We start from the raw sequence: 21171 nt of genomic DNA, 5'->3' as shown, positions 1-21171 counted from the left end.
CCTTTATGGTGCTGGAAATACATACCGGCGATGTTGTTAAGCTCAGAAAAGTCCATCCCTGCGGCGGCTACGATTGGCGGGTGGTGCGGGTGGGGGCGGATATCGGGATCAAGTGTCTCAAATGTGAGCGCCGCGTTTTGCTGCGGCGGAGCGATTTTGAGCGGCGGGTCAGGGAGTTCGTCTCCCGGGGTGGCGGCTAGAGCTTGGTGTTCACTACTTTATCATAGCTGGGGGGATGGGCGGCGGTGCTTTTCTGGTTCAATATCCCCGCGATTATCTTGCTCAGGCTGTTGACGCTGAGCGGTTTTACCAGGTATTGGGCGGCGCCCATATTCATGGTGCGGCGGCGCTGCGTCGGCTCTGCGATGGCCGTAAGCACTAACACGGGGATGCGTGCCAGTTCCGCGTCCTGTTTCATCTCCCGCAGCACTGCCCAGCCGTCGAGTTCCGGCAGGCGCAGGTCCAGCAGCACCAGGGAAATGGGGTTATCTCTTACGATTTGCAGCCCTGCCCGTCCGTCGCTGGCCTTGATAACGTGGTAGCCTTCGAGTTCCAGGACGCGCGCGGTGAAGTTCTGGATGTCTGGGTCGTCTTCGATAATCAGTATCGTAAGTGTTCCGTGTTTCTTCACCATAGCAGGCACTTTCTTTGTTTTGTCACGTTAAATAGAACATGACCTTGCCAAATGAGTAAATATAATAATACTACTGAATAATCCAAATGTCAAGAAAAGTGTCAAGTGGCATAATAAATAAAGCTATAAAAAAAGTCCTAACTGACAATATTGGACAAAATATACAAATAATACAGATAAATCCGTATGATTATAGAATAGCTGGATAGGGCTCATAAATAGTACAAATCGCTTGTCAAGGCAAGATGCATAATGCTATGCTAAAATGAAACGGTGGGGCGGTAGTGGCGGTTATTGAGCAAGCCAGCGTAGCTCAGTGGTAGAGCGGCGCTTTCGTAAAGCGCGGGTCGGGGGTTCGAATCCCTTCGCTGGCTCCGGTTATTTTGGCGGCTGCCTAGCTTTTCCCCAGGATGTCTTCAACCTCGCGGCAGGTGCGGGTAATCGTTTCCTTGATATCGGCCCATTTCTCCGGGGCTAAAACGTGCGCCTTGCGGCTGACCAGGTGCCCCAGCCGGTGCAGCTCCTGTATGGTATCGTGGAAGTCCCCGATGTTGCGCGGCCCCCACCAGTCTTTCATCTGGCATTCTATTTTATCCACCACTTCCTGCTGCTCCGTGAGGAACTTCTTGCCCTCTTCCGTGATGGTATAAACTTTTTTGCCGTCCCGCTCGGATGCGGTGACATAGCTCATGTCCTCCAGCATCTGTAGGGTGGGGTAAACGCTGCCGGCGCTGGGGGTGTAAAAGCCGTGGAAAAGCTCCTCCATGGCTCGGATAATTTCATAACCGTGGCTCGGTTTTTCTTTCAGCAGGTTCAGGATGACGTACTTGAGGTCGCCTTTCTCAAAAAGCCGCGACTGGCGTTCGAAGTGAAAAAACGGTCGGTGCATCATATTCTCATCTCCTGAGCCTCTATTACGATATATCGTAACATATCATTATCCGTTTGTCAATAAATACCTGAACTGAATTGTTTTTATTTTGTTAAACATTTATAATGTATCCAAAGTAAACCTCGCTGTCAGGTACGCTGTAAAATTCAGGTAAGATTTTAGTAGTATACCATGATATCCGCATTCGTGCGGCAGACAGCCTTGAAAGGATACTCCGATTACCAAACCGACTGACCTCACCAACCCTGACGGAACGCCCAAACAGCATTCTTTCATGAAGCAGTCTCTGCCATGGTTCGTCATGGCGCACTTCGGGCACCACTTGCTGACCGCGCTGCCCGGACCTCTTTTACCCTCCATCCGGACTGCTTTCGGCTTGAACAACTTCCAGGCCACGATGGTCACCACGTCCTACGCTTTCTCAAGCGGCGCGGGTAATATCCCCGCCGGTCGCCTCGTGGACAAAATCGGACCCACCATTCTCCTCACCATCGGCACTCTGGGCGTGGCTATCGGCGGTATGCTCACCGGCCTTTCCCATTCCTATAGCATGTTCCTGGTATTTCTCGTCGTCATGGGCTTGATGACCGCTGGCTATCACCCCGCTTCCACCCCCATGATTCTCTCCGCCGTGGAGCCGGAGAAACGCGGTCGCGCCCTTGGCTTTCATCTGGTCGGTGGTAATGCCAGCTTCTTTGTTGCTCCGCTTATCGCCGGCGGTATTATGTGGCTCTGGCCTTCGCAGGGTTTTCACGGCCCCTTTATCATCCTCTCCATTCCCACCGCTATCTTCGGTATTATTTTTTACATCTACTTAACCAAGCGCGGCGGCCTGACTCATGTCAACGTTGCCAAGAAAAAACTCACTGAAGAAAAGCCTCCCCAGCCCGGCTACAAACGGCGACTCTGGGCTTACCTTATCCAGATGGTCGTCGGCGGCGGCGCCGGCATGTCTGTCCAGGCGTTAATGAGTTTGTACATTGTCGATAAACTTGGCGCCACTGATACCAGTGTCACCTGGATCATGTCTGTATCGTTTCTCCCCGCTATCGTCGGCGGTACCGTCATCGGCGGCTGGATTTCGGATCGCATCGGTTCCGTTAAGATCATCGTCGCCACTGGTATCCTTAGCGGCCTGCTGATCTTCTGGGTCAGGGCGTCAACGGCCATCAATTTCTGGTTTTTCCTGCTGCTCTTTATCATGGGCGTTAACAACGCTATCCGCATGCCCGTCACCGAGGTCTTTATCATGGGCCAGACGCCTTCCAAGAACCGCGCCACCATCTATGGCATCTACTATTTTACGATGCAATACACCGGGGCGATTTTTGCCCCCGTTTACGGTTGGCTAGTCCCCAACCACTACACCTACGAGCAGGTTTTCCTGTTTTCCGCCATCGCCGTCACCGCGGTATCAGTAGTAACGTCCTTCTTCTTCTGGGACGCCAAAGAGCCGAATAAGGTATAAAAAACTTAGGGCGGGTGAAGAACCCGCCCTTTTTATTCCTGTGACTCTATCAGCTTTTCCCCGTATTCCAGCAGCACCTGCCGGCGTTCCGGGGATGTCTGCTGCACTTCCAGGTAGGCTTTCAGGGCGTCCAGCGGGGTAATGTCCCTGGCCGGCCGGCTGCCCAGGCGCCGCCGGTCCTCGCGCTGTATTTCCCGGGCGATGGTGAAGCTGTGTGTCTCCTGCAGTGCTTCCTTGATTTCACTATTGCGCAGTTGTCCTTCGAGTGACGCCGGTAGCTGTATATTCACCCGGACGATGGCGTCCCGGGCCTGTTCTTTCTGGCTGTCGATGGCCTTGAGCACGGCCGCCGTGGGGTTTATTTCTTCCGCCTCCAGGGCCACGCTGACCGTTAAAAAGCGCCGCGCTTTAACCGGGTGGAAGCTGTAGGTCACCTGCCGCGGCGTGCCGGGCTGTATCTCCACCACGTAAAACCCCTTTTCGTCGTTCTCCTCCCCGAAGTCCACCCGCTCCAGGCTCCCGGCATAGACCACCGGCGGCTTTTCCGCCAGCACCTGCCGCTTATGGATATGCCCCAGGGCTACGTAGTCGAAAGCCGGCAGGGCGATATTGCTTAAGAGGACGGCCGGCTCCTGCCCGATGGCCATCAGGCTTTCCGAGCCCCGCCCCACCCTGGCATCTCCCACCAGTACGTGCGCCGCCAGTATCGCTGGTAAGGATGCATCCAGCTCCCCGGCCTTCCCCGCGATAACCCTGGTCAGCGCGTCCTGCATCATGGCGTTTACCTGCGCCAGGTTCAGGTTCTTGACGTCCTCGCGGGCCAGCAGGGCGCTGCGCCGCAGCCACGGGATGGCCGCAATCTGTACCGTCCCGCCGGGGGTGGTAATCTTGAAGACCTCCGGCTGGCTGGCCACGTGCACGTTTTGCACCGCCAGCGTATCGAATATCTCGGTGGCGGTGGCGCGCCCCACCGCGTTGGGCAGGTCGTGGTTGCCGGTAAGCAGGAATACCGGTATCCCGGCGGTAGCCAGCCGGTTGATGCGCCGGGCGAACTCCCGCTGCTGGGTCTGGGTGGGCTCGCGCGTCTTGTAGGCGTCCCCGCAGAAAAGGACTAAATCGACCCTCTCCGCCAGGGCGTACTCCACCAGCTCGTCGAATGATGCCAGGAAGTCCTTGAGGCGGGAGGACAGTCCGGTGGCTGGGTCGATATGCCCGTAGTTTTCCATGCCCAGGTGTAAGTCCGCGAAATGGATGATTTTCATATTACCGCCGCTGTTAGCCATTATAACCCGCGGCTGGCATTCCTTCAACGCCGGACGGTATTTGAATTATTGCTATTGACACTATATCATTAATCAATATGACTGATGCGCCGGTACTGCTCCCGCCAACGCCCGCTGCCGCTCCCCAAAAGCGCTATTGGGGTTTTTGGGCGACGGTCGGGCTGGGGGCGGCGGTGTTGCTGGTGTTCTTCGTGGTGCAGTTGCTGGTGATATTGGTGGCCGGCATCGCTCTGTCCATGCCGGAGCTGGACCAGAGCCTGAACACTCAGGATATCGTGGACCGGGTGATGGACGCCCTGAATGCCCGGCTGGGCCTGTTGCAGTCCATTGCCACCATCGCCTCGGGGATTCTTGGTACGGGCCTTATCCTGCTGTTCATCAGGGCGCGCCGCCGCGCTGATGTCCAGGAATACCTGGGTGTGAACAGCCTGAGCCTGAAGAGCATCCTGGTCTCGGTGGTGACGGTTATCGGCCTGATTGCCGTCTTCGACGGCCTGGCCTGGTGGCTGGGCTATTCCTCGGGCGGGGGCATCGTCGCCGATGTTTATAATACCAGTATCTGGCCGCCGCTGTTCTGGATTGCCGTGGTCGTTTTCGCCCCGCTGTTCGAGGAAGCGTTTTTCCGCGGTTTCCTGTTCGCCGGTTTCCGCCAGTCTCCTTTAGGCGCGGCGGGCGCGGTAGCCTTGACGGCGCTGGCCTGGGCCCTGATGCACGCTCTCCAGTACTCGCTGTTCAGCATCGGCTGGATATTCGTGCTGGGGGTGGCTATCGGCACGGTGCGGCACAAGACCGGGTCTATCTGGAGCGCCTTTATCATGCACGCGCTGGTGAACTTTATCGCCACGCTTTCCCTGGCGATGAACTGGAATATCTGAGACCGCGCCGTTATTCCAGTAAATCCAGGACTTCCCGCAGCGACGTGATTTTAGGGCACGGATATTCATCTATTTTGGCATTGGTCCGTAACGCGTATGCGCTGTCCTCATGGGGTACCTGGATCAGGACGGGGTGCATCCCCACCCCGGCGGCGCCCGTCAGTTCCCCGCTGTCCCCGTCCCCGATGTACCGGCATTCCTCCGGCTTTACCTTCAGCTGTTCGGTCGCCAGCAGGTAGATGCGCGGGTCCGGTTTGCAGATGCCCGCCGTGCTGGAAAAAACGGTAGCGTCGAAGAACGGCGCCAAGGTCGTCTGCGGCCAGATAACCGGCGGCTCCGCCGAGCAGTTGCTCACCAGCCCTATTTTGTAGCCGTCCTCTTTCAGACGGGAGAGCGTTTCGATGGCATCTTCCCGCGGTGTCAGGACCAGGGAAACGTAGTCGAACCTCACCCATTTTGCCATATCGATTTGAAAGGCGGTGGGGACCAGATTTAGCTCGCGGCAAATGTATTCCAGGTTTTCCTCCAGCGTCTTGAAGCCGCCGCTGGTGCGTCTTTCCGACGTCTCGTGCCACAGCCGCATAAAGCCGTCTTCCGGTGCTTTAAGCAGCGTCATCATCTCCCGCAGCACGCTGTGGTAGTCCGGCTGGGAATAAATATCCACCAGCGTCCCGAATAGGTCGAAAATCACGGCCTTGTATTTCACGGTGTTACTCCCCTCACATTACACCGGCAATAACCGCCCCGGCGATATAGGCGATAACCCACCACCCGTAAGCGATGCGCGTATAAATGTGCAGCTTATGCGGCACCCGGCCGCCGCCGTTTTTCCGCCGGTGCCGCCAGACCAGTACGGCATCGGTAAGCATGGCCAGCAAAGCCGTGTAGCCCAGGATGCCGTGGACGGTCAGGGGCGTGTTCCTGGCATACACTATCATCAATATCGTGGAGGTGATATCCAGCACCACCCCGAGCGTCAGGAAAACAAGCACGGACTTGATTATCGCGGCTTTTCGCTGCTCGGTAATTACGCCGATGGAATAGCATACCAGGGCCGCGCTGACCACGATCACGGCTCTCATCAGACCGGGGTTCAAGGTCGCGCTCCCTGGCGGAGGTGGCGCGGGCGGGGCGCTGGTGTCTCAGGCATTAGCCGTCAACCTGGGCGCCGCCCTGCTTCTTTACGATGATATTACCACCCTCCGGCACCTTGAGGAAGTCCTCCCCGCCCAGCTTGGCCAGCAGGGTATTCTTTAAAGTGGCGATGGGAACGCGTATCTGGTTCATGCTGTCGCGGTCCCGGATTGTCGCCATGTTGTCCTCCAGGCTCTGAAAGTCGATGGTGACGCAATAGGGGGTACCCAGCTCGTCCTGCCGGCGGTAACGCCGCCCGATGCTCTGCGTATCGTCGTACTGGGTGGCAAAGGCCGGCCGCAGCGTGCCGTAAACGTCTTTAGCGAAAACCGCCAGGTTTTCCTTGCGGCTCAAGGGTAAAATCGCCGCCTTTATCGGCGCGATGTCCGGGTGGAAATGAAAGACCACCCGGATTTCATCCTTGTCCGGTTCCTCATCGTAGGCAGCGCACAGGAAAGTCAGTATGGCGCGGTCCACGCCCACGGATGGTTCGACGACGTAAGGCACAAAGTGCTCTTTAGTCTCATCGTCGAAGTACTCCATGGACTTGCCACTGGCACTGGCATGCTGGGTCAGGTCATAATCACTCCGGCTGGCAATGCCCTCCAATTCCCCCCACCCCATCGGAAAATTGAACTCGATATCCGTGCCGGCGATGGCATAGTGGGCTAAACCCTCTTTTTGCTTGTGGTGCAGCTTCAAATATTCTTTTTTGATACCCAATTTCTGATACCATTCAAAACGCTGGTTGACCCAGTAATCGAACCATTTGTCCTGCGTCCCGGGTTTTATAAAAAACTCGAACTCCATTATCTCGAATTCGCGACTGCGGAAAATGAAGTTGCCGGTGGTGATTTCATTGCGGAACGCCTTGCCCTGCTGGGCGATGCCGAAGGGCAAACGCTTGCGGCCGGTATTGAGCACGTTCTGGAAGTTGACGAACATGCCCTGGGCGGTCTCCGGGCGCAAATAGACCACGGCGGCGTCTTCTTCCACCGGCCCCGCGAAGGTCTTGAACATGGTATTGAACATGCGCTCCTCGGTCAAAGTGCCGCCGCAGGTGGGGCACTTGTGCTCCTTGAGGTCGTCCGCCTTCCACCGGCGGTGGCAGTCCCTGCACTCCACCAGGGGGTCGGAGAAGTTGTTCACGTGCCCGCTGGCCTCCCAGACCCTGGGGTTCATCAGGATGCTGGAGTCCAACCCCACTATATCATCCCGCTCCTGGACGATGGCGCGCCACCAGGCGGCCTTAACATTACGTTTCAGCTCCACCCCGATAGGCCCGTAGTCCCAGCAGCCGGAAAGCCCCCCGTAAATATCGCTGCTGGGGAAGATAAAACCGCGCCGCTGGCACAGGGAAACGAGTTTATCCAGCGTCAATTTGCCTGCCGTGTTGTCTGACATTTATATCACTCCCGGAGAGTTTTATTCTGCCGGCGCGCCTGCCGGATGATGCGTAAAAAGAAAACGGCCAGGAAGATGCCGCCCGCCAGCAAAATGGCCAGCGCGATTATCCACAGCGGTACCGGCCTGGTTTGATAAGCATTGTAAAGGAAAAACTGGAGCATTGCAATGAAAATGATAACCTGCGGCAGCGCCATGATGTTGCCCATCAGCGGCAGCAGCCGGCGCAGCGGCGTGTTATCCTGCGGCCAGTAGCGCGCTCCCAGCATCATCATCCTGACGATGGCTAAGGAGAGCACGGTGAAAAGGACCTGCGGCGTCAGCATCCAGACCAGGAAAGCGCTGCGGCTGAACCAGCGGTCCGGCGTATCGCCGTTGAAATGATAGGCTATTTCCGGAGTGAGTTTGCCGTAAAACACCGCCGCCAGGATAATGGATAGCGCCAGCAAACCTAAAGGTAAACCGGCGTATATCCAGCGGAAGCGGGGTTTGTTTTCCGGCTCCGTTTTGACTATTGAGTCCGAGGGGTTAATGGTGGCCACCTGCCTGCTAAGCTATGTACACTAAAGATTAACAGCTTTCAGGCCGGGGTGTCAAAAAGGAAATATGTCGGAGTTGTCGAAAAACCCCTTGTCCAGGTCGCCGCCGTTGGAATAGCCCCGCTCCTCCCAGTAGCCCTTGTAGCTTATATTGTCGGAAAGCTCTATCTGGTCTATCCACTTTATCCATTTATAGCCCCACTTCATCTCCGCCACCAGCATGAAGGGATAGCCCCTCTCCGCCGGGATGGTGATATCGTTCATTTTGTAGGCCATCAGGATGGGATTGTCCATGATGTACTCGATGGGGAAGGAGGTGGTGTAGCCGTCCACGGCGTGAAAAATGACTACTTTGGCTTCCGGCAGCGCCCCGGCCTGGTTGATGATGTCCCTGACCTGCACGCCTTCCCAGAGAATGTTCACCGACCATCCTTCGACGCAGTTCAGACGGACCACCTTTTTATAGTCGGTGAAATTGTTGGTGACGTCGTTATAGGTCAGGTTTTCGGAGTTGGCCACCAGCCCGTTGACCTGTAGCTGGTAGGTGCTTATATCTACGTGCTGGGTGCCCTTGATGGAGTTTTCCCGGAAGCTGCTGACCGCTGAAAGGTCCTCGCCCTGGTACTCCCTCACTTCCACCCCGGAAAGCTGCGTGGTTTCGGAACCCGGCGTGCACGCCGTCGCCCCGATGCCGGTGGCGATAATAATGAATACGGCGATAACGGACATGACGATGCTGCTTTTCCGCATATTGGTCTATCCCCCGCTAAAACTGGATACAGCTTTATCCTGTATCTGCTTTAAGTCTAGGGGGAGTTGCTTCGGGTTGGCTGTGACTTTTATCCCATGCGCCAGTTAACTGATAACAGCGGTAAATTGATAATGTGGCTGCCTTATACTTTATTGTACGCTTTTAGGAAATCAGCACGGGAAATCCCTGCCTGGGTACAAATGGTTCTTAGCGTTGAGCTCTTGATGTGAAGGTGGGCGGGCATGGTAAGAGGGGTTTTGCTGCCATCGTGGTTATCCCGGAGCATGGCTACGTGTTCTTTTTCCCTAACGAGTTTAAATCCCAGAGATTCAAAAGCTTTGATGACACGGGATTTCGGGGCATCGATAGGGAACTTCTGTGTCACACGTTAACTCCGGTCTCGGCGATAAATGCTTCCAATATGGGGGGATCCAGTTCGAGCATATCGCTGCCAAAGGTCTCTATGTGAAACTTGATGGCTGACTTTACGTCTGCCAGGGCATCTTCATAAGTATCGCCCTGCCCTACCACTATACCCTTGAGTCCTAGAGGATAGGCAACATAACCGTCAGCATTTTTCTCGACGATTATTTTCAGTTGACGTTTCATAGGAGACCTCCCCGGCGGTCAATTGTTTTATATTATCATAGCACAAATTGGCGGAGCCTGTTGCATGCCTGCTGTTTCTCGCTCAAGCCCGGTTTGGTCTTGTGAATAACTCTGGAGAACATCTCGATGGACCGGTCGTAGGTCAGTCTGTTCACCGGGTAGGGGATGTCATGATTTACTCCGGGGTCTGGCGTGAGCCGCCGGGGCGCTTTATCTTAGTGCAGGGGCAGATTGGCGGTGCCGGTCCGCCGCGGGCTGGCCATGGCTTATCATCTCCCCGTATTAGGAAGCGCAGGTGGAACAGCTGCCGGAGCTGCAATTGGAGCAGGAGCTGCCGCCGGAGCCGGGTACTCTTGTGGGAACACCGCTTACCGTGGTACTGAAGGCGGCAAAGGTGGACATCTTGCGCCGGGCGCTCTTGTGGCACTTGGGGCATTCCGCGTCCTGGCCGGACTGGCTCAAAGGGCGCATCTCCTCGAACTTGGCATCGCAGGCGGAGCAAACATATTCATAAATCGGCATGGTACTTTCTCCTGTCTTAAGTTTATCGTGTTTCAGGAGCCGGGTCAAGATGGGGGAACGGGTAATTTGTAATTGGTATTTTGAAGTTGACGGTTTTTAATCCGGGGGAATTTCGTCCCCCTTGTAACGGGGCTTGCCCTGAGCCTTAACAAGGGGATAAAAGAGGGATCTTAATTATCCTGCCAACTATCGTCCCTCTCCCTGCCGGCGGGGAGAGGCTTGTCCGCCGAAGCTTTAGCGCAGGTGGGGATAAGAAGCAAAGGGGTAGGTCCCATACATCGTCCTCCTTTCGCAAAGGAGGAGCAGAGGCGGATTCAGTATCTCCGCCCCGCCCTCTTTTCCTCTCCCTCTCTGCCAGCGGAGAGGGAGCCGGAGGGAGAGGTTGTATTTTCCTTCCCCCTCTCCAAACAGTTGATTTCTATATTGGCGTGTGACCCGTTTGGAGAGGAGGCTAAAACGGTGAGGCTAAAACGGTGAGGCTAAAACGGTGAGGCTAAAACGGTGAGGCTAAAACGGTGAGGCTAAAACGGTGAGGCTAAAACGGTGAGGCTAAAACGGCGAGGCTAAAACGGTGAGGCATGCGCCGCAACCAAGTGTAAGCTAAACCGTTTCCCCTTGTCCCTTGCCACTTGCTACTTATCCCATCTGGTTGTACTATAGAAAAAACAGGCTTTTGGAGTAACCCTTGATACACAAACTTAACCTGAAAACCAGCTCGCGGACGGATTTCATCGAGATTACCTCTCAGGTCAGGGAAATCGTTAAGGAAAGCGGCGTGGAGAGCGGCCTTTGCCTGGTCTACGTCCCGCACACCACCGCCGGCGTTATGATTAATGAGCACGCCGACCCCGATGTTGTAGATGACATCGCGGCGCGGCTGGAGGCAATGGTACCCTGGCGGGGCGACTACAAACACGCGGAAGGAAATTCGGCGGCGCACATCAAGGCTGCGCTGATAGGCGCCTCGGCGACGGTTATCATTCAATACGGGGAGCTGGCGCTGGGCGCCTGGCAGGGCATTTTCTTCGGTGAGTTTGATGGCCCCCGGAGTCGCGGTGTCCTGGTCAAGATAATCGCGGATAAAGCTTGAGCTTGCGCTTTAGTGAAATGCCCGCGCTTCCTGCTGGTAGTCCGGCAGGGAAGGCGCTCCCCGGGCGGGCGCCGCTATAACGCAGGTGCCGCAGAAACGGCAGCGGTGATAATGCAGCTTAATATGGTACAAGCCTTTGCGGCCGCACTGCGGGCATATCTGGAACATCTGGTTTAATGTATCTTCTTTTATCTTGTGATTTGCCATGACTGTCGCCTGACCGGTTTATTATTATTTTAGGCGTGGGGATGATACGCGTCGGTCACGGTAAGCGCCGGTAAAGTAACAAAGACGTCACAAAACGCGGGTGGAGTTCCGGTTAACCGGTCTCGACTAAAGACTTATTGGGGTCGGTCTTGATGAAGAACAGCACCGGAACGGCCAGGGCCGCCAGTATGCCCCAGAAAACAAAGGGGGCGCCCTGGCTGACGGAGTCCAGGCTGTTGCCCAACCCCGGGGCTATGAAGGCGCCTATCATGGAAATGGTGCTGGCCAGGCCGATGGCGGTGCCGCCGTAGGTGCTGCCGATGCTCTTCGTCTCGAATATCATCACGTTGAACAGCGAGCCGGTACCGCTGCGCAGAAAGCCGCAAATGCCTATCATCAGCCAGACGCCGATGGTATTGATATACGGTAAAGCTATCAGCCCGACTGCCAGCGCACCCAGGGACAGCCCCAGCACCCCTTTACGGGTTTTGAGCTTGTCCGATAGCAGCACCATGGGGATGGAGCCTATCAGGGTGACGCCGTTGAAAACAGTAATGGCGCTGTCAGCGGCGGCGTCCGACCAGCCGATGTTCCGCAGGTAAAGCGGCAGGTAGCCGAGAAAGCCCATGCTGGCGCCCCAGGTAAAAAGGGTAGCGATACCGATCAGCCATACCTGTTTCATGCGGATAACGTGGGAAAGAGACTGCTTGAACGATATCTGTCCCCGGGTAATGGAAGACTGCGACCTTTCCGGTTCTTTACCGGTAAACCACCAGAGCAGGCCGAGCAGTACCGCCGGCGCGCTGAAGAAATAGATAACGTTGCGCCAGCCTCCCAGCCAGGGAGACAGCACCGTGGCGCTGAGCAGGCTGGCCAGTATCGACCCAACCGACCAGGCGATGTTAAGCAGGGCGTTGGCCAGCCCCAGCCTTTTACCGCTGAACCACTCGGTGGTGACCTTGGGGACGATGCTCGGCGTGGCCGCTGCCATCAGCCCGAAGAGGAACATCGTCATGGCCATGGTAACAAAGCTGTTGGATAAACCGCGGAGGGCGCTGAATATCCCCGCCAGTATGCAAAGTACCGTAATGGTGCGCTTTACCCCGAAGCGGTCGGCCAGCAGTCCCGCCGGCAGCCCCACGAATACCCCCGCCAGGGGGTCCATGCCCCATATCACCCCCACCTGGAATACGCTTAAGCCCAGGTCATCGGAAATCTGCTTGAATAGTACCGGTATGCACATCCTGGCCACACCGGCGATAATGGCATAGGCCAGCATGGTCAGGATTAGTATATACCATCGGTAGTTAGGTCCGGGTTTTTTGGTCATTTTCCCACGAGTATCTGCAGCCTGGATTTTCTTTGAACGAAGGAAACGGCCCGCCGCCGGCTGTTTTTAAAAAAATGGTGATTGATGGTCTGTCACTGGGTATTTCGTACTAATCCTATCATTTTTCGCTTACTTGTGCCAATTTTTTACAGTATGTTAAAACAGCCGTGATTAATACTATTATTACCGCTCACAATGAACTTGTCGCAGGGTGAGCCTGCCTTTCCTCCGTAGCCGCTCATGGTGAGTGAACGATTTTATCGCCATCCCGCACCGATTCGTACCTCATCCGGTGTCCCGCATGACCATAGGGAATCGGGACATGACGCAGGAATCGGGACTTGTCGAACCATAGCGCATTAGGGGCGGTAGATAATCCCCCTTATCCCCGCTTCCCCTGGACGAACGGTAATTGATATTTTGACTTGTTGCCTGCCCGGATAGATTTCTTTTGGCGGCGGCGGTTGGCTCTGTGCTATAATGGCTCAAATGACGGTAGCAGTAACGGGCGCTTCAGGCCATATCGGGGCAAATCTGGTACGCGCTCTGGTTCAGAGCGGCCGTCCCACCCGCTGCCTGGTGCATGTCAGCTGCCGGGCTATCGAGGGGCTGGACGTTGAACGGGTGAACGGTGATGTCCGTGATGTCGCCTCGCTCTGCCGGGCTTTCCAGGGCGTAGATGTGGTCTATCACCTGGCGGCCAGCATCTCCCTGTCCATGGCGGACTATCCGCGTATCGCTGAGATTAACATCGGCGGCACGCGCAACGTGGTGGAGGCCTGCCGGCGCTCTAACGTCAGGCGGCTGGTTCATTTCAGCTCCATCCACGCGCTGACCCAGGAGCCTTTCGCCACCCCCGTGGACGAGTCCCGCCCGCTGGTGGCCTCCCGCCGCTGTCCCCCCTACGACCGCTCTAAAGCCGCCGCGGAGTTGGAAGTCCGGCGCGGTATCGAGCAGGGGCTGGATGCCATTATCGTTTATCCCACCGCCGCCCTCGGTCCTTATGATTTCCAGCCCTCCTATATCGGGGAGGCGCTGCTGCGCATGGCCCAGGGCCGGCTTCCCGCTCTGGTCAGGGGTGGGTTCGATTGGGTGGATGCGCGTGACGTGGCGGCGGGCGCCGTGCTGGCGGAGCAAAAGGCCCCGGCCGGGGAACGTTATCTCCTTTCCGGGCATTGGATTTCCATGTGTGATATCGCCGCGATGGTGGCGGACATCACCGGCACGGCCGCCGGTAAGCTGGTCTGCCCGCTGTGGCTGGCGCGTATCGGCGCGCCGTTTATCCAGGGAGCGAGCAGATTGAACGGCAGCCGGCCGCTCTATACCGGCGTCTCCTTGCGGGCGCTGGAAAGCAACCGGCGCATCAGCCACGATAAAGCCAGCCGGGAGCTGGGCTATAGTCCCCGCCCTTTCCGCTCCACCCTGGAAGATACGCTGCGCTGGTTTCAGGAAAACGGCCTGCTCCGCCTGAATGATAAAGCTGAAAACGGGGTGAAATCTTGAAAGAAACTACTGTTTTTAACATCCTGCTTATCGCCTGGTTCGCGCTGGGCGTGGTGGTGCTTATCGCGCTGTTTTTCATCGCCGCCCCCTACGGCCGCCATGTCCGGAAGGGCTGGGGCTATTCCGTGGGCAGCAAGCTCGGCTGGATACTCATGGAGGCGGCCTCGCCGGTGGTCTTTGCCGTTTGCTTCTTTATCGGCGATATCCGCCTCAACGCCCCCACCCTTATTTTTCTTTTCCTGTGGGAGGCGCATTATATCCACCGGGCCTTTATCTACCCCTTTTCCCTGCGCGGTGAGGCCCGGCGCATGCCGCTTTCGGTCGTCAGCTTCGGGCTGATGTTCAACCTGGTCAATGCCTACCTCAATGGGCGCTGGGTCTTCACTCTTTCCGGCGGCTACGCGGACAGCTGGCTGAGCGACCCCCGTTTCATCGTCGGCGTGCTTATGTTTATCACTGGCTATGTTATTAATAGGGAGTCGGATTTGGCCCTGCGCGACCTCCGCAAGCCCGGCGAGTCCGGCTATAAAATTTCCGGTCACCGTTTGTACCGCTGGGTGTCCAGCCCTAACTACCTCGGGGAAATGACCATCTGGGTGGGCTGGGCTTTGGCCACCTGGTCGCTGGCCGGCCTCGTTTTCGCCTTCTGGACGGTGGCTAACCTGCTGCCGCGCGCCCGGGCCAACCATGCCTGGTACCGCCGCACTTTCCCGGACTATCCCCCGGAGCGCAAGGCGCTGCTGCCGGGTATATGGTAGATAGAATAGCTGAAGAAGGAAGAGTAGATGGCCGACAAGAAATACAGCAAGTACGTGATACCCTTCGATTTTAAAAACGACCGCCCCGGTTTCTACCGGCAGGTCGCCGCCGTCAGCGGGCAGCCTTTCGGGCTGGAGTTCAATATCGAATATGGCGCTTACTGGGCGGCGGGCAATATGGGGACGGAGCCGCCCCGCCCCCATACCCACGATTATAATCAGGTGATGCTCTGGCTGGGCGGCGATGGCCATGACATGGGCGAGCTGGGCGCCGAGGTGGAGCTGAACCTGGGTGAAGAGGGCGAGACCTACATGATTACCTCTTCCTCGGCCGTGGCCGTGCCGGCGGGACTACAGCATTACCCGGCCGCCATCGCCCGGATGAGCCGCAGGTTTATCTACATGGAAGTCTCCACCGCCGCCGCATGTTCCATGAAAACGCGACCGGCGCTCAAGAACCGGCAGGAGCCGGGCACGGGGGACATGTGGAAGTCCAAGTACCAGCAGAATATCACCAACATACCCTTCGCCCGCAAGGGGCCCTGGAGCTACGGCGCCCGCAACCGTGACGACTCCGGCGGCTACCTGGCTTTCATTTCCCCCAAAGACCCCGCCATGTTCGAATACCTGATTATGTGTGAAAGCATAAAAAAGGCCCCTTACCGCTTCGGGCCGATACCGGATAAGCCCCACATCCACCCCAAGCCGGAGATTCTCTGTTTCATGGGCACTAACGTTAACGACTTGTCCCAGTTTGACGGCGAGGCGGAAATCGCCCTGGGCAAGGAAGCCGAGGTGCACACTATTACCCGTCCCACCGCGGTGGTGATACCCGGCGGCTTTCCCCACTGCCCCCTGACCATTACCCGCGCCGACCGCCCCATTATCCTGACCGATGTCCGCCCCTTCGGCAGCGAAGCCCCGTCTTCCAAGAAACCCTGAAATCACCGGGGCGGGTTACCAACCCGCCCTTCCCCTTTTCCCCCCGTTGTCATTCCTGGCTTTAATAACACTATCCCCAAACCTTATCAATCAATCGCTCCCTCTTTGCCAGCGGAGAGGGAGCCGGAGGGAAAGGTCATATTAACCCCCGCCACCCTCTTGTTTCGGGGACTCGGCATCTCCCTTGCCAGTTTCCCCCTTTAACAAAGGGGGATTAAGGGGGATTTTGCTTTAGCCATAATTATCGGGTAATTCGTCCTCCTTTCGCAAAGGAGGAGCAGAGGCGGATTCAGCCTCTCCGCCCAGCCCCCTTTCCCTTCCCATGCTCTGCCAGCGGAGAGGTAAGTGAACTTATTTCGCGTCTCCCTCTCGTAAAGCCAAAGACTCCGGTGAAATCAAGAGGGATAATAAAGATTTAAGTCATCCGGCCAACTATCGTCCCTCTCCCTGTCAACGGGGAGAGGGATAAGAGGAAAAGGGGTTGGTCCAATCCATCACCCCCCCAAAGCTATTGACAAACTTTCTAAAAGTGCTAAAATATTATTAGCAGTCGGATAACAAGAGTGCTAATTGAAGCTGGATGCTCTTTTAAAAGGAGGGCTATTATGGGTGAACTGAAAACTTCGGGACGCTGCCCCAAATGCGGTGGTAACCTTTACCTGGAAAAAGACTATAACGGCTGGTACGAACAGTGCCTTCAGTGCGGTCACATCAAGGACCTCGCGGTGGTCTATCAGCACCGTAAGGTGACACGGCAGGTGGCTCAGCCGGACACGGAAGATACCGCTTCCTGAGTCCGGTCCGGGCGGTGAAACACTAAGACCCCGATTTTACATCGGGGTCTTTTTTTGCATATGGGGGGGAAGGGAAGACTAAAGGATGTGTTCCAGCGCCTTGGAGGCCGCGCCGCCTATCAGCAGCGCCGCGAACAGGTTGGCGGCGGACATCGCCGCCGCCGCTTTCCACCCGAACTCCCTGGCCAGGATGCCCACCGTGGAAAGGCAGGGGATATACAGCATGCCCACCAGCGCCAGCACTATCAGCTGGGTGGGCGTCAGCACTCCCGCTAGGTTCGCCCCGAAGATGGCCGTCATCGTCAGCAGTATCATTTCCTTGCGCACGAAGCCGAAGATTAGCAGTATCCCGGCTATGGCCGGCAGTCCCAGCCAGTTCACTGTCAGCGGCGATAGGAAATTGCTCACCGGCTGGAGGATACCGTAAGCGTACAAAAACTGTACCCCCGCCGACCCCGCCATGTACAGCGGGAAGACCAGGATAATCAACGATTTTGTCCGCCCCCAGGTCTGTTTGAATATGACGGACAGGGACGGCCTTTTAAAGGAGTGCATCTCCATTATCAGGCCCGCCGTATCCCCCGGGACCACCCTTAAAGCTATCTTCCCCGCGATAAACATGACGATTAGGTCCACTGCGTAAAGCGCCAGCGCCCACCAGATGCCCATGAACGCGGATACCAGCCCCAGGATAATGATGGTGCGGGCGGTGCAGGGCGCGAACGTAATGGCGAAGGACGCCAGCAAACGCTCCCGGCGCGAGCCCATGATGCGCGTGGCGGCGATGGCCGGGACCGAGCACCCGTACCCGAGCACCAGCGGTATGATGGCCTTGCCGTGCAGCCCCATCTGGTGCATGGCGCTGTCCAGCATGAAAGCCACGCGGGTGAGTATGCCGGAGTCTTCCAGCGCCGCCAGCAGCAGGTAGAAGGGAATGACGTAGGGCAGCACCAGCGTTACCCCCGCCACGAACCCCCCGAATACCCCGTTCCAGATGATGCTCCAGAACGATCCGTTAATCAGCGGGTCCACCGGCTGGAAGAAAGCGAAGGCGTTGGCCAGCAGCCCGGAGATCAGGTTGCCCACGGTGAAAGTCCACAGCAGCAGCCCGCCGATGACGATTATCGATACGATATACCCGGCCACCTTCTGCGTGGCCAGCCGGTCCAGACGGTCGGTGAAACTGGGTTTGATTTCTATCCGGCTCTGTACGTCGGCGGCTATCTGTGAGGCTAAAGCGTATCTTTCGGAGGCTACCGCCGCGAAGCGCGGCTGCTTGTAGACCTCTTCTATCTTCCCGGCGAGTATTTCGGCGGCGGCGGCGGTTTCCGGCGATTTTTTATTCACCAGTTCGGTGATGTTCGTGTCCCCTTCGAGCAGCTTGAGCGCCACCCAGCGCGGCGGGTAGTCCATGTCCATTCTGGCGGCGGCCACCGTGTCCGTCAGTTCGTCCAGTCCGGCGTCCAGGCCGGCGCGGAACTGCGCCATGCGGCGGTGATGATGATGCCGGCCGGGTCTTCGTCCGTGCCTGCCGCGGGATTTTTCCGGAACAGCTTGTTTAATCCCGGTTTCCGGGGCGGCCGGGGCAGTATCTGTTGGCCCGGCGCTGTCGCTCGGTTGCCGCGCCGCGGCGATGGCGGTTTTCATCAGCTCCGGGATGCCCTGGCCGCGCGCGGCCACCGTGGGCACCACCGGCGCCCCCAGCCATCCGGACATCTTGGCCGTATCGATGGTCAGCCCCTGGGTTTCGGCTATGTCCATCTGGTTGAGGCAGACCACCATCGGCGTGTCCATTTCCATTAGCTGGAGGGTGAAAAACAGGTTGCGCTCCAGCACCGGCGCCCCGATCACGTCTATGATTACGTCCGGCTTTTCCTTGGCGATGTAGTCTCGCGTGACCAGCTCTTCCATGGAAAAGGCGGAAAGGGAATATATCCCGGGCAGGTCGACGATGGTAATGTCGTAGCCCTCGAAGGTCAGGAAGCCCTTGGCGCTTTCCACCGTTTTGCCCGGCCAGTTGCCGATGGTCTGGTGTGAGCCGGTGAGCTGGTTGAAAATGACGCTCTTGCCCACGTTGGCGTTGCCGGCCAGGGCTATGGTCAGCCGCTTGCCGTTTCCCCCCTCCCTGCCTTTTTCCGGGACGGAGGTATGAGATGAAGCTATATCAGCCATAAAGGCGCTCACAATCTAGTTGGCTATTTTTTCCACGAATACGTTGCGGGCAATCTCGTCGCCCAGTGCCAGCCGCGAGCCGCGTAAAGCTATTTCCACCGGGCCTTTGAGGGAGGAAACGCGGCAGACTTTAATCTTGGTTTCCGGCGTCAGCCCCAGGTCTAAAAGGCGGCGCAAAACTTTGTTGTCCCCCCGGATAAAGCTTATCCGCCCCTCCTGGTTCTCTTTCAGGGAGGACATGGAGATAACGCTGGTCTGGCGCTTGCTGATGTTTTCCGGGTTGTCCTGCCCCCACTTACGGCATTCTTCGCAGCTGGAAAACCCCAGGTCGCAGGGGGGAATGAGCTGTCCGTCGTCCGGGCAGCTGTCCGGTGATTTTAGTGCCTGGCACATGGCGCGCGCCGTCTCGTCGGAAAGGGCGTGCTCCATCTCACAGGCTTCTTTATGTACTTTGTCCTTGCCTATTTTCAGCACGTCGTGGAGGAACCTTTCCAGCAGGCGGTGCTTGCGCGTCATTTTCTCCGCCAGGCGGTAGCCTTTGGCGGTGAGGGTGACGCCCTGGTAAGGGGAGTAGTTGACATAACCCTCGGCGGTAAGCTTGTGCATCTTTTCGGTGACGCTGGCCGGGGCGATATTGAGCCGCCGGGACACGGCGCTGGTGCTGACCGGCTCGCTTTCCTTGGATAATGTGTATAAAGCTTCCAGGTATTCTTCGGTGCTCGTGCTCATACCCGACTCCTTTTAGGGACGCCTAACATTTAGGCACACCTAAATAATAGCATGAGAAATCATAGCTGTCAAGAGGCAAAAAGCAGGAAATTTTCCGCGGCGGTCATGCTGACAGCCCCCCACTCAACCTGAGCTTACCGAAGGACACCCCGCTTTATTTTGACATCTGCAAACCATCATCTTAATATGGAATAGGAAGCATGTATGACGGACTTAAACTCAAGAATCGCCCAGCTCGCCGACTTGATATTGGACTCGGACTACACCGTGGTCTTCACCGGCGCCGGCGTCAGTACCGAGTCCGGCATTAGGGATTTCCGCGGGCCGGACGGGCTTTGGACCCGACGGGATAAAGGGCTGGCCACCCCGGAGCAGAACTGGACGGGCGTCGCGCCCAACGCCGGCCACCGCGCTATCTTTGAGTTGCAGGAGCTGGGCAAGCTAAAGTTCCTAATTTCTCAGAACGTGGATAATCTGCACCTCAAGTCCGGCATCAGGCCGGAGCTGCTGGCCGAGTTGCACGGTAATCTCACTAAGGTGCGCTGCCTGGCGTGCGACTTTAAATTGGATCGGGTGGAGGGGGAAAGGAACTGCCCCCTTTGCGGCGGCAAGCTGAAATCTACCGTCGTCAACTTCGGCGATTCCCTCCCGGTGAAAGACCTGGATGCCTCTATTCACCACTCGGGGCGGTGCGACCTTTTAATCGTCGCCGGCTCCAGTTTGGTGGTCTACCCGGCGGCAGACATGCCCCGGGTGGCGCTGGAGTCCGGAGCGAAGCTGGTCATCATCAACCAGGGCGAAACCCCTTACGACGCGGAAGCCCGCCTGCGCTTTTCCGAGGCTATCGGCGACGTCCTGCCGCCGGCGGTGAAGATACTGAAACAGTTGTTGAATAATTGATTTCTTCGCGCCGTGTAATTAATACTCCCTTTGTATTTGACCACCATCCCGGTGCAAACATGCCCCGTTCAGGGTGACCCCGTACCGCGCGATACGGGGCCGCGAACCGCATACCCCGGCCTGGTTCATTTACCGGGTACAGAAACAACGTAAAGGTACGTCTTTCCGGCGCGGGCTTTAACCCGCGTTCAACCCGGGGGCATGAAGCTCACCCGCCGCCGACCCCTTTATTTTAAGGGTATTGGCGTCTCCCTTTGAAAAAGGGAGATAAGAGAGGGATTTTAGTTAACCCCACCTCCCCTTATCCCCCTCTGTAGGGACTGGTTACCAACCCGCCCTGTATTCTGCTCCCCGCCTTTTCCCCTCGTCACTTCCTTGTTACTTGACACTTGCTACTTGTAACTTGCTATTTATTATCGTCCCTCTCCCTGCCAGCGGGGAGAGGCTTGTCCGCCGAAGCTTTAGCGCAGGTGGGGATAAGAGGCAGAGGGGTTCGTACAATTACATCGTCCCCCTTGTATGTTTGAAAGATGGTAATATAAGCTTTAAAGGCACGGCAGACCGATTCCCCCTTGGTTTAATAAAACCGTTGGAGAGCGAGGGTCGCCGTGCCTGGACTTCCATTAGCCCGAACA

23 protein-coding genes and 1 tRNA gene are annotated in these 21171 nt (G+C 57.0%); 10 read left to right on the top strand and 14 right to left on the bottom strand.

Annotated elements, in window-relative coordinates; translation table 11 throughout:
* Window positions 1-5 precede the first annotated feature (5 nt).
* The gene (locus tag WC370_09485; GenBank protein MFA5309697.1) at window positions 6-200 is read left to right on the top strand and encodes a DUF951 domain-containing protein; all 195 of its coding nucleotides are present in this window, start codon (window positions 6-8) and stop codon (window positions 198-200) included.
* Here the strand turns inward: WC370_09485 and WC370_09480 are convergent.
* Window positions 197-634 (bottom strand): response regulator, encoded by a 438-nt coding sequence (locus WC370_09480; GenBank protein MFA5309696.1) that lies wholly within the window; start codon window positions 632-634, stop codon window positions 197-199. The two genes, WC370_09485 and WC370_09480, sit on opposite strands and share 4 nt — an antisense overlap.
* A 302-nt stretch (window positions 635-936) precedes the next feature.
* Here WC370_09480 and WC370_09475 point away from each other — a divergent pair.
* Window positions 937-1008: transfer RNA gene (locus tag WC370_09475), tRNA-Thr, on the top strand.
* A gap of 20 nt (window positions 1009-1028) precedes the next feature.
* Here the strand turns inward: WC370_09475 and WC370_09470 are convergent.
* Entirely contained in the window at window positions 1029-1526 is a 498-nt protein-coding gene (locus tag WC370_09470) for a PadR family transcriptional regulator (protein MFA5309695.1), read from the bottom strand.
* A gap of 274 nt (window positions 1527-1800) precedes the next feature.
* On the opposite strand from WC370_09470, the gene WC370_09465 reads away from it, so the two are divergent.
* Window positions 1801-2994, top strand: a complete 1194-nt coding sequence (locus WC370_09465; protein ID MFA5309694.1) for an MFS transporter — start codon at window positions 1801-1803, stop codon at window positions 2992-2994.
* Window positions 2995-3026: 32 nt separating this feature from the next.
* Here the strand turns inward: WC370_09465 and WC370_09460 are convergent, their stop codons facing one another.
* Window positions 3027-4277: an exonuclease SbcCD subunit D gene (locus WC370_09460; GenBank protein ID MFA5309693.1), complete on the bottom strand. Its 1251-nt coding sequence runs from the start codon at window positions 4275-4277 to the stop codon at window positions 3027-3029.
* Between the two features lie 77 nt (window positions 4278-4354).
* Here WC370_09460 and WC370_09455 point away from each other — a divergent pair, with 77 nt between their 5' ends.
* Window positions 4355-5152 carry a type II CAAX endopeptidase family protein gene (locus WC370_09455; GenBank protein ID MFA5309692.1) on the top strand — a complete coding sequence of 266 codons (798 nt, stop codon included), beginning with the start codon at window positions 4355-4357 and terminating at the stop codon, window positions 5150-5152.
* A gap of 10 nt (window positions 5153-5162) precedes the next feature.
* On the opposite strand, the gene WC370_09450 is transcribed toward WC370_09455, so the two are convergent.
* The 7 genes from WC370_09450 to WC370_09420 form a co-directional block, all read right to left on the bottom strand.
* Window positions 5163-5858, bottom strand: a complete 696-nt coding sequence (locus tag WC370_09450) for an HAD family hydrolase (protein ID MFA5309691.1) — start codon at window positions 5856-5858, stop codon at window positions 5163-5165.
* A 13-nt stretch (window positions 5859-5871) separates the two neighbouring features.
* The gene (locus WC370_09445) at window positions 5872-6249 is read right to left on the bottom strand and encodes a hypothetical protein (protein ID MFA5309690.1); all 378 of its coding nucleotides are present in this window, start codon (window positions 6247-6249) and stop codon (window positions 5872-5874) included.
* 52 nt (window positions 6250-6301) lie between these two features.
* Window positions 6302-7690: a glycine--tRNA ligase gene (locus tag WC370_09440; GenBank protein MFA5309689.1), complete on the bottom strand. Its 1389-nt coding sequence runs from the start codon at window positions 7688-7690 to the stop codon at window positions 6302-6304.
* A gap of 5 nt (window positions 7691-7695) precedes the next feature.
* Complete coding sequence (locus WC370_09435; GenBank protein ID MFA5309688.1) at window positions 7696-8232, bottom strand: DUF1648 domain-containing protein; 537 nt, start codon at window positions 8230-8232, stop codon at window positions 7696-7698.
* 51 nt (window positions 8233-8283) lie between these two features.
* Entirely contained in the window at window positions 8284-8979 is a 696-nt protein-coding gene (locus WC370_09430) for a molybdopterin-dependent oxidoreductase (GenBank protein MFA5309687.1), read from the bottom strand.
* 382 nt (window positions 8980-9361) lie between these two features.
* Window positions 9362-9589 carry a type II toxin-antitoxin system HicB family antitoxin gene (locus WC370_09425; GenBank protein ID MFA5309686.1) on the bottom strand — a complete coding sequence of 76 codons (228 nt, stop codon included), beginning with the start codon at window positions 9587-9589 and terminating at the stop codon, window positions 9362-9364.
* A 282-nt stretch (window positions 9590-9871) separates the two neighbouring features.
* The gene (locus WC370_09420) at window positions 9872-10111 is read right to left on the bottom strand and encodes a zinc ribbon domain-containing protein (protein ID MFA5309685.1); all 240 of its coding nucleotides are present in this window, start codon (window positions 10109-10111) and stop codon (window positions 9872-9874) included.
* Between the two features lie 685 nt (window positions 10112-10796).
* Here WC370_09420 and WC370_09415 point away from each other — a divergent pair.
* Window positions 10797-11201 (top strand): secondary thiamine-phosphate synthase enzyme YjbQ, encoded by a 405-nt coding sequence (locus WC370_09415; protein ID MFA5309684.1) that lies wholly within the window; start codon window positions 10797-10799, stop codon window positions 11199-11201.
* 9 nt (window positions 11202-11210) lie between these two features.
* On the opposite strand, the gene WC370_09410 is transcribed toward WC370_09415, so the two are convergent.
* Window positions 11211-11408 carry a hypothetical protein gene (locus WC370_09410; protein ID MFA5309683.1) on the bottom strand — a complete coding sequence of 66 codons (198 nt, stop codon included), beginning with the start codon at window positions 11406-11408 and terminating at the stop codon, window positions 11211-11213.
* Between the two features lie 112 nt (window positions 11409-11520).
* Window positions 11521-12738 carry an MFS transporter gene (locus WC370_09405; GenBank protein ID MFA5309682.1) on the bottom strand — a complete coding sequence of 406 codons (1218 nt, stop codon included), beginning with the start codon at window positions 12736-12738 and terminating at the stop codon, window positions 11521-11523.
* A 489-nt stretch (window positions 12739-13227) separates the two neighbouring features.
* On the opposite strand from WC370_09405, the gene WC370_09400 reads away from it, so the two are divergent.
* From WC370_09400 to WC370_09385, 4 genes are all read left to right on the top strand, one after another.
* The gene (locus WC370_09400; GenBank protein ID MFA5309681.1) at window positions 13228-14241 is read left to right on the top strand and encodes an NAD-dependent epimerase/dehydratase family protein; all 1014 of its coding nucleotides are present in this window, start codon (window positions 13228-13230) and stop codon (window positions 14239-14241) included.
* Window positions 14238-14999 carry a methyltransferase gene (locus tag WC370_09395; GenBank protein MFA5309680.1) on the top strand — a complete coding sequence of 254 codons (762 nt, stop codon included), beginning with the start codon at window positions 14238-14240 and terminating at the stop codon, window positions 14997-14999. The genes WC370_09400 and WC370_09395 overlap by 4 nt, the downstream gene beginning before the upstream one ends.
* A gap of 27 nt (window positions 15000-15026) precedes the next feature.
* The gene (locus WC370_09390; protein ID MFA5309679.1) at window positions 15027-15941 is read left to right on the top strand and encodes a hypothetical protein; all 915 of its coding nucleotides are present in this window, start codon (window positions 15027-15029) and stop codon (window positions 15939-15941) included.
* A 605-nt stretch (window positions 15942-16546) separates the two neighbouring features.
* Window positions 16547-16735, top strand: a complete 189-nt coding sequence (locus WC370_09385) for a hypothetical protein (protein ID MFA5309678.1) — start codon at window positions 16547-16549, stop codon at window positions 16733-16735.
* A 78-nt stretch (window positions 16736-16813) separates the two neighbouring features.
* Here the strand turns inward: WC370_09385 and feoB are convergent, their stop codons facing one another.
* Together feoB and WC370_09375 are read right to left on the bottom strand one after the other, a co-directional pair.
* Entirely contained in the window at window positions 16814-18907 is a 2094-nt protein-coding gene (feoB, locus tag WC370_09380; GenBank protein ID MFA5309677.1) for a ferrous iron transport protein B, read from the bottom strand.
* A 15-nt stretch (window positions 18908-18922) separates the two neighbouring features.
* Window positions 18923-19636: a metal-dependent transcriptional regulator gene (locus tag WC370_09375; GenBank protein ID MFA5309676.1), complete on the bottom strand. Its 714-nt coding sequence runs from the start codon at window positions 19634-19636 to the stop codon at window positions 18923-18925.
* 204 nt (window positions 19637-19840) lie between these two features.
* Between WC370_09375 and WC370_09370 the strand changes: the two genes are divergently transcribed.
* Complete coding sequence (locus WC370_09370) at window positions 19841-20536, top strand: Sir2 family NAD-dependent protein deacetylase (GenBank protein MFA5309675.1); 696 nt, start codon at window positions 19841-19843, stop codon at window positions 20534-20536.
* Window positions 20537-21171: the final 635 nt, after the last annotated feature.

Source organism: Dehalococcoidales bacterium (assembly GCA_041652735.1).
Lineage (GTDB): Bacteria > Chloroflexota > Dehalococcoidia > Dehalococcoidales > RBG-16-60-22 > RBG-13-51-18.
The sequence above is the reverse complement of the archived record's forward strand: the minus strand, read 5'-3'. Positions and strand labels throughout refer to the sequence as shown.

Bases quoted from the DNA above. Each gene is read 5' to 3' on its own strand.
- WC370_09370 (MFA5309675.1), top strand. From the start codon at position 19,841: ATGACGGACTTAAACTCAAGAATCGCCCAGCTCGCCGACTTGATATTG.
- feoB (MFA5309677.1), bottom strand. From the start codon at position 18,907: ATGGCTGATATAGCTTCATCTCATACCTCCGTCCCGGAAAAAGGCAGG.
- WC370_09465 (MFA5309694.1), top strand. From the start codon at position 1,801: ATGAAGCAGTCTCTGCCATGGTTCGTCATGGCGCACTTCGGGCACCAC.
- WC370_09390 (MFA5309679.1), top strand. From the start codon at position 15,027: ATGGCCGACAAGAAATACAGCAAGTACGTGATACCCTTCGATTTTAAA.
- WC370_09385 (MFA5309678.1), top strand. From the start codon at position 16,547: ATGGGTGAACTGAAAACTTCGGGACGCTGCCCCAAATGCGGTGGTAAC.
- WC370_09375 (MFA5309676.1), bottom strand. From the start codon at position 19,636: ATGAGCACGAGCACCGAAGAATACCTGGAAGCTTTATACACATTATCC.
- WC370_09485 (MFA5309697.1), top strand. From the start codon at position 6: ATGGTGCTGGAAATACATACCGGCGATGTTGTTAAGCTCAGAAAAGTC.
- WC370_09440 (MFA5309689.1), bottom strand. From the start codon at position 7,690: ATGTCAGACAACACGGCAGGCAAATTGACGCTGGATAAACTCGTTTCC.
- WC370_09400 (MFA5309681.1), top strand. From the start codon at position 13,228: ATGACGGTAGCAGTAACGGGCGCTTCAGGCCATATCGGGGCAAATCTG.
- WC370_09405 (MFA5309682.1), bottom strand. From the start codon at position 12,738: ATGACCAAAAAACCCGGACCTAACTACCGATGGTATATACTAATCCTG.
- WC370_09470 (MFA5309695.1), bottom strand. From the start codon at position 1,526: ATGATGCACCGACCGTTTTTTCACTTCGAACGCCAGTCGCGGCTTTTT.
- WC370_09430 (MFA5309687.1), bottom strand. From the start codon at position 8,979: ATGCGGAAAAGCAGCATCGTCATGTCCGTTATCGCCGTATTCATTATT.
- WC370_09425 (MFA5309686.1), bottom strand. From the start codon at position 9,589: ATGAAACGTCAACTGAAAATAATCGTCGAGAAAAATGCTGACGGTTAT.
- WC370_09455 (MFA5309692.1), top strand. From the start codon at position 4,355: ATGACTGATGCGCCGGTACTGCTCCCGCCAACGCCCGCTGCCGCTCCC.
- WC370_09420 (MFA5309685.1), bottom strand. From the start codon at position 10,111: ATGCCGATTTATGAATATGTTTGCTCCGCCTGCGATGCCAAGTTCGAG.
- WC370_09480 (MFA5309696.1), bottom strand. From the start codon at position 634: ATGGTGAAGAAACACGGAACACTTACGATACTGATTATCGAAGACGAC.
- WC370_09410 (MFA5309683.1), bottom strand. From the start codon at position 11,408: ATGGCAAATCACAAGATAAAAGAAGATACATTAAACCAGATGTTCCAG.
- WC370_09460 (MFA5309693.1), bottom strand. From the start codon at position 4,277: ATGGCTAACAGCGGCGGTAATATGAAAATCATCCATTTCGCGGACTTA.